16 protein-coding genes are annotated in these 12,151 nt (G+C 46.7%); 3 read left to right on the forward strand and 13 right to left on the reverse strand.

From position 1 onward, the window contains the following. Positions 1 to 70: 70 nt before the first annotated feature. The 12 genes from SIB73_RS08980 to SIB73_RS09035 form a co-directional block, all read right to left on the reverse strand. Complete coding sequence (locus SIB73_RS08980) at positions 71 to 328, reverse strand: hypothetical protein (RefSeq protein WP_413405797.1); 258 nt, start codon at positions 326 to 328, stop codon at positions 71 to 73. A gap of 236 nt (positions 329 to 564) precedes the next feature. Beyond that, entirely contained in the window at positions 565 to 834 is a 270-nt protein-coding gene (locus tag SIB73_RS08985) for a SemiSWEET transporter (protein WP_413405795.1), read from the reverse strand. A 255-nt stretch (positions 835 to 1,089) separates the two neighbouring features. Beyond that, the gene (locus SIB73_RS08990) at positions 1,090 to 1,542 is read right to left on the reverse strand and encodes a hypothetical protein (RefSeq protein ID WP_413405793.1); all 453 of its coding nucleotides are present in this window, start codon (positions 1,540 to 1,542) and stop codon (positions 1,090 to 1,092) included. Positions 1,543 to 1,733: 191 nt separating this feature from the next. Further along, positions 1,734 to 1,892, reverse strand: a complete 159-nt coding sequence (locus SIB73_RS08995) for a metallothionein (protein WP_413405791.1) — start codon at positions 1,890 to 1,892, stop codon at positions 1,734 to 1,736. A 170-nt stretch (positions 1,893 to 2,062) separates the two neighbouring features. Further along, complete coding sequence (locus SIB73_RS09000; RefSeq protein WP_413405789.1) at positions 2,063 to 2,767, reverse strand: class I SAM-dependent methyltransferase; 705 nt, start codon at positions 2,765 to 2,767, stop codon at positions 2,063 to 2,065. Between the two features lie 50 nt (positions 2,768 to 2,817). Further along, on the reverse strand, positions 2,818 to 2,940 hold the full coding sequence (locus SIB73_RS09005) for a hypothetical protein (protein ID WP_413439579.1): 123 nt from the start codon (positions 2,938 to 2,940) through the stop codon (positions 2,818 to 2,820). A gap of 157 nt (positions 2,941 to 3,097) precedes the next feature. After that, positions 3,098 to 3,301: a conjugal transfer protein TrbI gene (locus tag SIB73_RS09010; protein WP_413405785.1), complete on the reverse strand. Its 204-nt coding sequence runs from the start codon at positions 3,299 to 3,301 to the stop codon at positions 3,098 to 3,100. A 312-nt stretch (positions 3,302 to 3,613) separates the two neighbouring features. After that, on the reverse strand, positions 3,614 to 4,540 hold the full coding sequence (locus SIB73_RS09015) for an alpha/beta hydrolase (RefSeq protein ID WP_413405784.1): 927 nt from the start codon (positions 4,538 to 4,540) through the stop codon (positions 3,614 to 3,616). Continuing rightward, the gene (locus tag SIB73_RS09020) at positions 4,528 to 5,124 is read right to left on the reverse strand and encodes an AAA family ATPase (protein ID WP_413405782.1); all 597 of its coding nucleotides are present in this window, start codon (positions 5,122 to 5,124) and stop codon (positions 4,528 to 4,530) included. The genes SIB73_RS09015 and SIB73_RS09020 overlap by 13 nt, the downstream gene beginning before the upstream one ends. Before the next feature lie 343 nt (positions 5,125 to 5,467). Next, the gene (locus SIB73_RS09025) at positions 5,468 to 6,328 is read right to left on the reverse strand and encodes an NAD(P)H-binding protein (protein ID WP_413405780.1); all 861 of its coding nucleotides are present in this window, start codon (positions 6,326 to 6,328) and stop codon (positions 5,468 to 5,470) included. A gap of 371 nt (positions 6,329 to 6,699) precedes the next feature. After that, entirely contained in the window at positions 6,700 to 8,175 is a 1,476-nt protein-coding gene (locus SIB73_RS09030; protein WP_413439580.1) for a sensor histidine kinase, read from the reverse strand. Positions 8,176 to 8,279: 104 nt separating this feature from the next. Next, complete coding sequence (locus tag SIB73_RS09035; protein WP_413405775.1) at positions 8,280 to 9,233, reverse strand: PhnD/SsuA/transferrin family substrate-binding protein; 954 nt, start codon at positions 9,231 to 9,233, stop codon at positions 8,280 to 8,282. Between the two features lie 135 nt (positions 9,234 to 9,368). Between SIB73_RS09035 and SIB73_RS09040 the strand changes: the two genes are divergently transcribed. Further along, complete coding sequence (locus SIB73_RS09040) at positions 9,369 to 10,055, forward strand: response regulator transcription factor (RefSeq protein ID WP_413405773.1); 687 nt, start codon at positions 9,369 to 9,371, stop codon at positions 10,053 to 10,055. A 1,208-nt stretch (positions 10,056 to 11,263) separates the two neighbouring features. Here SIB73_RS09040 and SIB73_RS09045 read toward each other — a convergent pair. Beyond that, complete coding sequence (locus tag SIB73_RS09045; RefSeq protein ID WP_413405772.1) at positions 11,264 to 11,494, reverse strand: hypothetical protein; 231 nt, start codon at positions 11,492 to 11,494, stop codon at positions 11,264 to 11,266. A gap of 64 nt (positions 11,495 to 11,558) precedes the next feature. Here SIB73_RS09045 and SIB73_RS09050 point away from each other — a divergent pair, with 64 nt between their 5' ends. Both SIB73_RS09050 and SIB73_RS09055 read left to right on the forward strand, forming a co-directional pair. Further along, positions 11,559 to 11,696: a hypothetical protein gene (locus tag SIB73_RS09050; RefSeq protein WP_413405770.1), complete on the forward strand. Its 138-nt coding sequence runs from the start codon at positions 11,559 to 11,561 to the stop codon at positions 11,694 to 11,696. 31 nt (positions 11,697 to 11,727) lie between these two features. Then, the gene (locus SIB73_RS09055) at positions 11,728 to 12,084 is read left to right on the forward strand and encodes a VanZ family protein (protein ID WP_413405768.1); all 357 of its coding nucleotides are present in this window, start codon (positions 11,728 to 11,730) and stop codon (positions 12,082 to 12,084) included. Positions 12,085 to 12,151: the final 67 nt, after the last annotated feature.

A 12,151-nucleotide genomic window follows, 5' to 3' on the forward strand; every position in this document is an offset into this window, starting at 1 on the left:
TTGCTAATGAGGCCAGACCGGCTCTTCCTACCTTTCCACAAGAACTAAATTAGAATCGAATTATAATTGATCAGGAAATATCAATATCTTTGATGTAGATCAGCAGCTCATTGAACTCAAATGATTCGCAGCCATCAATCTGCGTGTTGTCATCATCAGTCCAGATCAATTGCTTTACGCAAACAAACCTTCTCATCAACTCATCCTGTGTGTTGATTGAGTACTCCATGGAAAGAATTTGGATCAATTGATCGAGATCGTCTGTATCAAACGCATCAACACCAGGAATTTGCATTCGAACTACGTCCTGAAAGCTCAGTGCCGACATCGCTCAAAGTATTTGACACCCATTAAGCATGGCAACGGAAAGGGCACATCGTCACTACGCGGAAAGGATGACCGGCCTTCTCAACAATGGACCAACTCCCGCAGACAGACGCGACTCAACCCATCGAGCAATCCAATATCTACATCAAAATCGGTATATCTTCGATTGCCAGCTGACCGGTCGATTGCCCTCCTCCTGTTGATTGTGCGGGCTGACCCAATCCAGATGGTGGAGTGTTAATGCTCACCTCTGAGCAGGCGATGGCGGATCTTTTTCTGCAGCACAAACGATGCAGGAATCAGAGTGATGCCATTGGCAAGAATCAACGGCCCATTGCCTGTGACCAGACCAAACACTCCCCAGATAGCGATCCCGCTCGTGAACAGGCTGTACATCGACAGGGAAATGGAGCGTGTGTCATCCGTACGCAGCGTTTTGATTGCCTGCGGAAAGAAGCTCGATGTGGTGAGAGCCGCAGCTACATAACCGATTGAGTTGCCATCCATCCAAAAAATACCCGGCGCAAAAGTGTTCCACAAACTACTGCCCGATTGCTTCACCCCATCCACATTTGGCGTTGGAATTGGCCATGGCCCCGGTTCTGGGACCATGAGTGCATAGATCTGGCTCAGAAGTCCAATCAAGCTAATTTATTACATTTGAAGCTGACCTACTGGCGCTTGCAGTCAGTGTGATCTTCGATGCCAACCTGACCCATATAAACAATGATTGCCTTCGATTGTTTAGTGCCATTAATGCCCTTATGACACCAATTCATTGGCTCTAGATAGCTCATGCCCTTTGCTGAATGTTTTTTCCCCTTTGGATCCATAATCAACAACAAATGATCCTTCTGTCACATACACCCACAAAGGCACATTATGTTGATGCCAGTTGGTCTCCTCTCCTGGCCCCAGGGTGACATTCAGAGGTTTGACACTGGGTGTTCCCTCAGCATAATCGAAGGGATTACCGAGAACATCAGTGGATTGATTCTGAATCGTGATTGGATCGGCGGTAATACCACCTTCATAGTTGTGAGCAAACGATGTTGATCCGCTTAAGGTGCCCAACGCCAAAAGTCCGATGGCAAAACGATTCATTTGCTGATTGACTAATGTTCTACCAACCACATAGCAAAGAACACAGATTGAGGCCGTCTTAACTCTCAGAACAGGATGAAACAGCCAGACAGAGATTGGAGGGGCATCCATCGCAGGTTGACTGTCAGAAATCTGTAGCAAAGGGTGGATGTTCGGACCAGCGGGAGATTCACACACTGGATGAACCTGTTACTGGATGGTGATGACGCCCATGGAAGCCAGTGCTGATGAGAGACAGACAAGACATCAAAAAGCCCTGCTCTATAAAGCAGGGCTTTTTGATGTCCTGCCTAAATCAGCCATCAACAGCACTCACAACTGGTGCAACACTGTTCTCCCCCTGCATGGCCATCAGCACAGGGTTGTGAACAGAACAACTTGCCATCCTTTTCAACAGCTGTCTGAGGTGAAACGGTGCATCCACAGGGCTCGCATGCACAGGTAGGGGTTGTGTTGACCATCAACAATCCTCGTATCTCATTTCTCTATAGGACAGTCTGGGGACCATTGTCATCACCCATCTGAGTGAATCAGCACCACTTCGAGGGATGGCAATCAGTAGCGCCACAACAAAAAGCCCCTTTCTGACGCTTCTGTGCCGTGACGGAGTGGCAGCCCTCCAGAGCTTTTTTCAAATGCATGGCCTAAGCAGGGCAAGGGCTTCTGCCTGGTGCTGCCCGCGCCAACCCCAGGTCAACGACCAGCCACTGTCTGATGCAACGGACTCAACCCACCCACATCGTGCCGGCCAGTCACAACGCTGCAGATGATCAATAACGGCATCACGCTGCACGCCCGTGAGACCTGGCCACTGAAGAACCCGCGCGACGTAGCGCTCCAGATAACGAGCTCGCGACTCATGCTCCTCCTGGAACACGTCCGTCCAAACCAGCAGCCCATCGTGGGCAATACGCCGACGGGCCCCGTTCAGAAAACGAACTTTTTCAGAGTCACTGAGGTGATGAATGGCGAAGGCCGAGTGAATCAGATCCACCGATCTGCAGACATCCTCCTCTGCCCATTGGAGCAGATTTCCACAAACCCAGTGGCAGGGAAACCGGACATGGCCCATCTGACGTTCAGCGAGAGCGAGCACGGAGGCAGCAAGGTCAACTCCTGTGAAAGAACTCAGCGGCAATGATCGGAACAAAGGCGAGAGGCGGGCCAGATCCCCACAGCCCAAATCCACCAGAGCAACGCTTGGAGACTGATCCCCACGTTGATCGAACCAAGCCCCGAGCATGGCAGCGGTGGCCTCTGCGATCGCTCTGTGCTCCATCGAATCGTGTTCGAGGACAGTTCTGTAGGTCTGCCACTGCTCTTCAAACAGAGACATCAACTCCGCACCATCACACACCCTTCAGGATGACGCCTACCTGGAAGAAATTACTTCTGGTGAGCACCCCTGCTCTGACCCAGCAGGTGATCAGCGAGTTCAAATTGGCGCAACTCCTCGTGACTCTGCGCGCAGTCGATCCCTGGTCGTGCCTGAGGCTTTGTTGAAGCCATGGTGACTTCAGGTAGAACCAGATCAGTCTTTGCAGCACCACGATTCGTTGGAAACGGCTCAGACATGCTGGAAAATGCGCTTTCAGGACCATTTCTTTGAAAGAACACGAAAAGCAGATCTCAGTTGTTCCGGTAGCCACCACGCGTTGAGACAGAGCTAATGGTTGGCGGCAAATAAGTGTGCCAACTCTCCAGTCCCGCAGTGACAGCCATCCTGCGCACCGTGACAAGGCTCCAAGCTGGGGTGGCCCTTGGCACAAGCCTCAAAACAGAAATGCTGCCCGCCGAGCCTGATTGAACGGGATTCTTCAACACTGCACTTACAGAGAGAACAGTCACACAACAGCAGAGCTTCAGTCATTTCCACATTCGCCTTAACAACTCATTCGGTCTACAACCTCCACAGAATCATTTCGCTGGTGGTGATCCGAACATTTAGAACCATTGTCCTGAGAATAAGAAGCAGGGGCAAATGCAGACCGGAATTAGGCAAGACCAGTTGATTTCGATAGACCCGAGAGAAACAATTCGGTCGATGCACAGATCATGTCCACGAACCATCAAAAATACGCTGAATCGAGGTACAGGAGACTGTGGGTCAGACTGACCAATGACAGACGCTATGAAAATTTCGAAAACTGAATCATCGAGCCATCGGGTGTTTGTGAATGGTTTATCCAGCCAGGAAAGCCAGTATTTGCTTCTCAGCCTCTGCAGAGGCTTCGGGTACCAAGTGTTGCTGCATCACGAACCAATGTGGCATCCCCTTGCCGACGTGTGTCTTGATATCAGCCCCTTCACTTCTGGCCTTGCGGGCGTAATCAAGACCGTCATCCCTGAGAGGGTCATGTTCACCCACGATAACCAGTGTGGGTGGCAGGTCATTGAATGAACCATGCGCCGGGCTGGCCAAAGCATTGGTCCAGTAGGAACGATCAGGGGCATAGAGCGCTCTCTGGAGAGCAAGCAGTTCCAACCCGTTGTAAGGGTGCCCAATGCCTAAATCAATCATGGACCGATGTGCTTCGAGCTCTAGATCGAGAACACCACAGATGAGCAGAATCTTGTCGGTTCGACGCTCTTCCCGCCTGCGTCTCCATTGATCACAGGCAGCCGCAAGGTTGGCACCAGCAGAATCGCCAACAATGCAAACATTGCCTGAATGACGCTTAAACACCTCTTCGAGCACACCCAGACAGTCAAATATTGCTGCTGGGAAGGGATTCTCAGGTGCCAACCTGTAATGAACAGCATAAACCGAACGCCTGCTGTTGAACGCCAGTGCTTTCGCCCATCCGAGGTGCTTTCCTGCCATAGGCGCAATCCAACCTCCGCCGTGCAGATAAACAACAACATCCTCTGTTGAATTGGATGGAACCAACAGGCTTACATTCACCACATTGAGCCTTTCAAGCGATGGCAAATCAATGGAGTGGATCGTCACTTCAGGGAAACAATCGAGACTGGGGTGATTGGGATTACCCCAGCGCGTTCTGATCTCATTCAGCCATTGACTGCTCATTGGTGGGTCAGGAATCAGTGAGGAATAAAGATCCGCAGCAGCACCATTCGAGATTGCAGACGCGATCAGCGGATGCATGACTTGATGGCCTGTTCAAGTTGATTGATCCGCTGCTCACGTGAGCCCCAGACTTCAATCAATGTTGGTTGATTGGTATCCGGCATGACAGAAAAGCGCTTGTCGCGGTAAATCTGTTTGAAAATCGCATCGACTTCGGCACGGTAAGGAAGATCAACAGGTCTGATACCGTCATCCTCCATATCCACCGGCCAACGATCAGTCATTGGCACAAAAGCCACAAGATCAAGCCTCTGTAAAGTTTCCCTGACTCGTGGAACCATGGCAGATACAAATGGATCATCGATATCCGTTGTTTTCTTATCGGCGGTATATTGCGAATAAGCCAGATAGTCCACCGGAGCACGGTCGAAAATCACACAGTCTCTGGCCGATGAATAAAGATTGATACGACTGGCGTTGTAATACATCTGGATTCCATTGTGTAAGCGGTTACTTTCCTGACGAAATCGGATGTCATACATCTGCCCATCAAGTGCCCGAAACGGCTCCTCTTCACGGGTGTAGTGCGAATGTGTCCTGACCCAATCCCAGACAAGTGTGCTTTTACCAAGGGAATGAGATCCGCTGATAGCAATGCGCATGATCTGTTGAAAAGGAACCGTTAACTAAATTATGAAATGAATTTCGTGACATGGGAATGCTGCAACACTAGTGATCAAGCAATGAAACGGCAACCAACAAAACAACGTTAAACATGGCCAAAACAAATGTCATCAAATCAGCGATTCAACCAACATCAGAATAAGAAGCAGAGGCAAATCTCAACCTCATAACAGATATAGCGAAACTGTCATTGAAGAGCTGAAAGCAAGTAAACCGTTGAAAGCAAACAACGACAGATGTAAAAACAGGATCAATCAAATCCGACAATGCAGTTCAGCCGAAAAAAAGTAGACATGAATGCGAACAGAATTCATGAGACACTCAAGGGGCACCAAGAAAGAAAGCAGAATTCTCGATCCACCATTGACAGATTGATTTTGAATCCTTTCCAGTCAATTTTTTGAAGTCCGAAGTAACTCTGGCAGCCTTACCTGCACGGAAAGCATCAAGATGACACATCACTTCAATATCCACGACAGCCTCCGAATAACCAGCCTCTGAAATCATCAAGGCGCGAAATGCATCCCTTGGCATGTCTTGGTAGGTAATGCACCGGTTCAGAGCATCGGAGGCGGCACATGCAACATCATTGAAAGACACCGCTTCAGGTCCGGTAATCACGTATTCACAGCCAACATGATCATCAGTTGAAGATGACAAAACCGAGACGAAGGCATCGGTCACGTCGTCCAATGCAACAAAACCAACCTTCGCCGACCCAACACATGAGATCAACATGCTTTCGGATTGAATCAATTCCCGGAATGGTTTGAAATTGGTTTCCATTACGGTCTGGGGACCAACAATGGTCCAAGGAATCCCCGAGGACCGCATGAATCGTTCCGTCGCTTTACCAGCCTGACCAAGGGCGTCATCATGCTGTACACCTCCGGTCAAAAGCACAATCGTTGCTTCTGAGCCCGAACGGATCATCGCCTCGATGACATTGCACTCTCGTTGTTCTTTTCTGTCATCCATGGGCGCGTTGATCAAGACCTTGTCAACACCGCTCATCAATTTGGCCAATGTGGATGGGTCATCCATGTCGGCGACCACACATTCAGCCCCGGGTGCGTTCAATGAGGTCAACGCCGCCTCAGAACGCCCTGTCGCCCTGACTGGCATGCCGCGATTGGCTAAGCCTTCCACAACAGGGCGGCCAAACATACCGGTGGACGCCATAACCAGAATCATTGGAAACCAACAACGCCTAGCCCGGGATTAGCCAACATTCCATGAACGCGCTACGAATCCAGCATGGATCGATCAGCAATCGCATTCAACGAGCCGCACTAAGTGATGGATCATGGCAAGACGTAGCTGCTATAAAAAAGCACCAAACAACTGTTACACGGCGTTGAGTCATAGGTATTCAATAAAACAGATCAGACAAAAAGACAGTCGACGTGGATATGCGAAGCTGCAAGGATAAAGATCAAACCAGAATAAGAATTAAGAAAAAGTGGCAACAGGAATGAATCCAGTATTAAGCTGGTTAAGCATTTATCATTTCATCTATTTTGCAGGAAGGAGACAGATTAGTGCACAACCGACTAGACATCAGAGCGCTGCAGAGTGAGGGTGAAACAACTGCCTACACCGACTTCTGATTGCACCCCCACGCTACCACCCATACTTTCCATCAACATTTTGACAATGGAAAGCCCCAACCCTGAACTGCTGTCACCTCTGCGTAAAGAAACACCTTCAGCACGCTGGAAACGTTCGAAAATAAGATCACATTGATCCAGGGGAATTCCCTGCCCATGATCCTGAACATTGAAATAAATACAACGATCATCACCATTAATATGAAGATTAATGGTGCTCGATTTTTCAGAATACTTCACTGCATTCCCAATCAAATTTTCTAAACATTTGACTAGACAGTCAGAGTCACCAATAGCCATGAGGGGATCCACATGAGAAGCGTCGCTGAATATGATGCGATTATCTGGAAAGGCAAATTGTGTGAGCCGTATGGCCTCATGACAGCTCAGAAGACAATCAAAAGGTTCACGCAAAACTTTGAGTTGATTATTATCCGCGCGGCTCAGGTCCAGAAGGTCACTCAGCATTCGGTTAAGTCTGAAAGCTTCCTTGTCAGCAATCAACAAAGACTCTCGATAATTGACATCAAGATTATCGGCTCGATTCAGAACAGACTGAATAAAGCCTGAAATTACAGTAAGCGGAGTTCTGAATTCATGCGATATTGTGGAAGCAAATTGTTTTTGATTCTGAGCAGAAATCTCTAAACGTGAAACCATACGATTGAACTCCATTAAAATCGGCTGAAGTTCAAGAGGTTGTCCATCCAAGGGAATAAGTGCAGTATCAAGATTGTTGAGTTGCACCTTGGATATCCGGGAACGGACTGAGCGGAGAGGCCTGAGAATATAAGTAAGGGCAACAGCGAGCAAAACCACCAGAGAGAGCATTAACACTATTTCTGAAATAAGCCTTGCTCTACTGAGTGCATTGAACAAAGACATGCTGTAGATGGGTCTGATATAAATAAGGGAACCGGTCTCTGATCCGCCAGACAAGTTCACTGACTTCACTGCAACTGCATCATCGCTGCGAAAATCAACAAGGGCAAAACGGTTTTGGCTTTCGGTAGCAAGACGCGCAAACTCACGTAAACGTGCGGAGTCGTAAAGCGCTTGAGCTCCCTTACCAGCAACAAGCCCTGCACTGCCGGAAATCATCACTGCTTTACCATCAGCCAGGTGTATTCCGGCCAAGAAATTACGATAATCGTCTTTTGTACAACACTCCATAGCCTCTTGAGCGGAGAGCAAATCTAGTTTATTATCAACAAGATTCAGAGGACTTAAAATCTGACGGGAGAGTACTGAACCTAAAAATCGTGAAGTAAAATTCTCCCACAATGCCCCGGATATTGCCAGGCTAATCCCTGATTGAGCAACGATCAAAACAAATGAAGTTATAAAAAACCTACGAGCAATTGACCAGCGTCGTTTAGAGGGTGGAGATGATCGAGGATCACGATTAAAAGGATTCATTGCTAGCCCTGCTGTATTGACATATTAAACTTTGAAGTCAAGATGATTCTGGTGATTTTCTGGTGAAAACCCAGTGGAAAGGGAAATGGCCAAAAATTATCCTTCTATTCCTTTTCGTTTTTTTTGCAACGTGTCGCGTCACCCAAAACAGCGGAAAACCGTGTGATTTCATTAAGGTTATCAAGATCCGTCTCGGGATTTGGCAACTCAAACCCAGTAACACCGAGTTGGTTGAGAATCTCCTCATGCGCACTTGATGATTGATCTAAAGCAAGAAGTGCGTCTTGAATTTTCAGAATATTATTTGAATGCAAAATTGATTGAGGCGAAGCAATGATGAAGTAATTTCTTTTTATTTCACTGACCCAGCCAACCATAACTTCTGATCGCGCTTGATCAGGAACAAATTTGAGAGGATTGCCTTCTGAGCCAGGAACAAAAGCAAAGTCTTGTTTATCGTTATCAGCAATAAACATCGCACGATGACCATGCTTTGGTTCATGCATACAACCTTTTAAATCATTTATATCGACACCTTGATTTTTCATTTCTATGAGTGGCGTCAAGAAAGAAGACCCTGAATAGTTTGAGCCAAAAACAACGTGCCTGCCCTTTAAAACCTGCAGAGGCCTTTCACTCGCAAGCGTATTCTTAACGTTTTTGATGAGCTTACGATCAACAAGCAAAACATTAATAAAAGACTTCACTTCAGTGGCGATAGGCTGAGCTTTATCATTAGCATCCAATACCTTCGATGCGCCTAAAGAACCTGCCCATAAAAGGTCAACTTTTCCAGACAGAAGAAGTTCATGAGAGTGAGCGTAATTAATAGCGGGGACATAATCTATTTTCAATCCCGTACTTTGCTCGAGGTAAGCAATTAAAATATCCATTTTTTCATTCATTATGTCTTGAGCATAATAAGGCTCTTCTGTGATGCGAACATCCGCCGATAACGCCGCTGGAACTACAGTGCTGTTACCAGCAACATTCCTGCCGCGATTACAACCAAGCAAGCAAGACCATAAAAAGACAAAAGCAAGTAAAGTTTTTACCAAACGGATTCGCCGACAATCTATTGGCTAATTTTAAAATAGCATCATCAAAAAGATCCAAGACGATCTCTTTATTAAATAAAAAGACTTTTCATCATCAACGGATTCATAATAGCGATGAGAGAAGCTTAAAAATCAATGGAAGACAATGTAATTCTCATTGCCGACGATGAGGCCAATATTTTGATGCTTCTCGAGATGGAACTACAGGCGGAGGGGTTTAAAACCATCGGCTGCAGCGATGGCGGCAAGGCATTGGCTGAAATCAGAGAATCGACACCGGCAATAGCACTGCTTGACTGGAATATGCCCATCATTACAGGACTGGATGTGTGCCGCAGGCTAAGGGAAACAGGTAATCAACTACCGGTGATCATGATCACGGCCCGTGATGAAATGGATGATCGCATTGCTGCCTTGGAAGCCGGAGCAGACGACTTTATCGCCAAACCGTTCAACATTCGAGAGGTCCTGGCCAGAGTCAAAGCACTGCTGAGACGAAGCAACTCAAAAAGTCCGGATCAGCTGAATTTTGGAGATCTGCATCTCAATGGACCAGAACGATCCTGCGAATATGCAGGAGTGAAACTGAACCTGACAGTAAGAGAATTTGATCTTTTGGAGTGCTTTATTCGCAACCCACGGCAAGCGCTCAGCCGGTCTCAGCTGATTCAGAACGTCTGGGGAAACGATTACTTCGGTGACGAGAATGTTGTCGATGTCTATGTACGTTATCTACGGAAAAAACTTGAAAAGGTTAAAGCAGAACGGGTCATTCAGACCATCCGTGGTGTCGGCTTCGCTCTGAGAACGGAAAATGAATAAAACAATCAGCAACTGTACAAACTGAGTGAATTACCTCATGGATACAACTGCATGGACACTTTATTGAATTTGCCAGATTGAAACCGAGTGCTGAAGTCGGCTACAGTTTTGAAGAGACTGTCTAGACGTTGGTGCCCTGACAACTGAGGTAGTTACGGGACAAGATCTAGGAATCATTTTGCGGATCAAGACTTCGCAAACACACTTCACATGACATTATTTGCACTGAGAGAAGGATTGAGTCACTCAAGCAAAAGCACGACTTAATGATCTTAATCTCTCATTGCCAACAAAGAGAAGCATTCATTGGCAGTTTCCAACTACTGTTGATTCTGATTACAATACAGAAGGTTGTTGTACGACAAGAACCTCATCAACACCATGGGTAAAGGAGTACAGATGTGGCAAAGCTTTGACAGTGATAGAAGGTGCAGGACCCTAACAACAAATCCGTGAGCGGAACTGAATTCATCCCATCGGTGCCACCACTGAAAGGGCCATAAGAGACACAAAATTATCGGTGAATCCAATTCTCACCTGTGGGGTTCTAAGAAAAACCTGCAGAGCTTGAGATCCAACAACCTGAGAAGCTGGCGGTGATCACATCTCCATCGATGGATCCTTAATACAAGGCAATGGAGCTTGATTCGATTCCCCGGTTGCTCCATGCCAGTAGGAAGACGGTTTAACCATAAGCAAAGCTATAACTCCCGCAACACTGAGGACCAGCAGGAAACTCACAGATCGCAGCAACTGCTGCGTAATGTCATCTGGATGCGGGTTGTTAAAGGACATTCGGATAAATGGAGTGAACCAATTCTGGCCAACCCCACGGAAAACGGGGGCAGCATCGGTGAACTATGAAGTCACAACGAGCCAGCTCAGGGAAATCCCCCGACCAAGAACAAGCGCTAACCATCTTATTCCTAGGAACCAAAAGAAAATACTGACAAACCTAACTGGCATGACTGCACTTCACCGATGTTAATAGAGAAGAATAGCATTGTGAATCGTTAATGTTTTTACGACAATCAACTCAGGTAAAAAAATAAAGAGCACTTTTAGAATCGAATCGTTTTAGATCACTCGGTGACAAGCCGTTAAGAAAACATTTGACAATCGGATAATCTTTTGAAAAATTATTGATGCTGTTAAACTTACAAAAATACCTCCAAAGAGGTTACACCAGGCAGGGCCTGAGCAACCAGCTAGGTTTTCAGACAAGTTTTGCCCCAGTTGAATATCAAAACCCAGAAGAACACAGCACCGCCTAATGCAACCTTCCAAGTGTGACTTGAGAAAAAACCATCTCTCTCAATCTTCTTGGCCTTGTTTTCATCAGTGCCATAGTTTGCAGCAAGTGTGTGGACGAGGCCATACAACTGCAGACAAATTGCAAGGCCTGCTACTCGGGCAAGCTCATTGAACAACTGATTCATAAGGATCAGAACGATCAGTAAAGACTACCAACAACCGGTTATGCTCAATGATCGGAATCCAGCCATGACCACCAACAGATTTTTGATGATTGCTCTGAGTGGCGGGATTCTTGCAGGACTGCTTGCGATCGCTCAGGGAATGAAAACAAGTCCCTCTGAACAAATTGAAGCAATGCCAGAGACTAAGGCTTTAAACCAATAAGTTGAGATCCCAGCAACAATGGAGGCAATTAGTGCTACGAACCACTGAAAAACACTGGCTGATCATCAGCTTAATAACCCTTGGTGGAATAACAGTTCTTTCATTAATTCCATTAAATGAACTTCCCGAGATGCCTGGTTCGGATAAAACACATCATCTTGTTGCCTATGCCATTCTCGCTTACCCAACATCGCTGAGAAGACCAAAAGGTTGGCAGAAGATTCTTATATTTTTCGCAATTTATGGAGGGGTGATTGAGCTCATACAACCTCTTGTCAATCGGCACGGAGAATGGGTGGACTTGATTGCTAACACGACGGGACTGATGGTAGGTTGTTTAATTGCAATCTTGACCATTCAAATCAAAGCCAAAAATAGTAAACCATGAGAGATAAATAAATCAGCTTATCAAAGATCAACAACGTATTGATTTCGGCACATAGACCCATTGATGT

This window comes from Synechococcus sp. MIT S9509 (genome assembly GCF_047303035.1).
Lineage (GTDB): Bacteria > Cyanobacteriota > Cyanobacteriia > PCC-6307 > Cyanobiaceae > Synechococcus_C.